The organism is Brevundimonas nasdae, from assembly GCF_016654005.1.
Classification (GTDB): domain Bacteria; phylum Pseudomonadota; class Alphaproteobacteria; order Caulobacterales; family Caulobacteraceae; genus Brevundimonas; species Brevundimonas nasdae.
Genome location: NZ_JAEPWN010000027.1, coordinates 1 through 1,082, shown reverse-complemented (window position 1 = coordinate 1,082; position 1,082 = coordinate 1). Strand labels below are relative to the sequence as shown.

The window sequence follows — 1,082 nt, the reverse complement described above, 5'->3', positions numbered from 1 at the left end:
ATAAGGACCCCTCATTCCTGAGGTCTAACGGTGGCGGCTTGGCGGATGTCAGGCGGCGAGTTCGGGATGTTGGTGTTGGAGACGGTGTTGAGGATCCGGCGCGAGTTTGCGTCCGGCAAGGCGATCAAAGCGATCGCGCGTGACCTTCGATTGTCGCGCAAGGTGGTTCGCAAGGCGATCCGGGAGCCGGATGCGGAGTTCGCCTATCGGCGGGCGGTGCAGCCGTTGCCAAGGCTGGGGCCGTTCCAGGCCAGGCTCGATGAACTGCTGGAAGAGGACGAGGCGCGGCCGCGGCGCGAGAAGCTGCGGATGACGCGGGTCCATGACCTACTGGTGCGCGAGGGGTTCGACGGGTCGTATGACGCGGTCCGGCGCTACGCGGCGGGGTGGCGGCTGAAGCGACGCCGGGGCGTGGCGGATGCACCGTCGTTCATCCCGCTGATGTTCAGGCCGGGCGAAGCCTACCAGTTCGACTGGAGCCACGAGGACGTGGAGATCGCGGGCAAGCCGATGCGGGTGAAGGTGGCGCACATGCGACTGTGCGCGTCACGCGCGATCTATGTTCGGGCCTACCCGCGCGAGACCCAGGAGATGCTGTTCGACGCGCATGCGCGGGCGTTCGCCTTCTTCGGCGGGGTGCCGACGCGCGGGATCTACGACAACATGAAGACGGCGGTGACGACTGTGTTCACGGGCAAGGACCGGCTGTTCAACCGGCGCTTCCTGGTCATGGCGAGCCACTACATGGTGGAGCCGACGGCTTGCTCGCCGGCGGCGGGCTGGGAGAAGGGCCAGGTCGAGCACCAGGTCCAGACGGCGCGGGGACGGTTCTTCCAGCCGCGCCTGCGCTTCACCAGCCTGGAGGAGTTGAACGGCTGGCTGGAGGCCGAATGCCGTCGCTGGGGCGAGCTGCGCCAGCATCCCGAGCAGAAGGAGCTGACGGTCGCCCAGGCCCTGGCCGCCGAGCGCCCGGCGCTGCAGCCCATGCTGGGCCCGTTCGACGGCTTCCACGAGAGCGAGCACGCGGTGACCGGGACCTGCCTGATCAGCTTCGACCGCAACCGCTACTCGGTGATGGCTAG

General features: G+C 67.8%; 1 protein-coding gene. It reads left to right on the top strand.

Going from position 1 to position 1,082, the window contains the following annotated elements:
• Positions 1-66 precede the first annotated feature (66 nt).
• Positions 67-1,082 (top strand): IS21 family transposase (istA, locus tag JKF87_RS18115; RefSeq protein WP_201101273.1); only part of this gene is annotated, 1,016 nt, incomplete at its 3' end.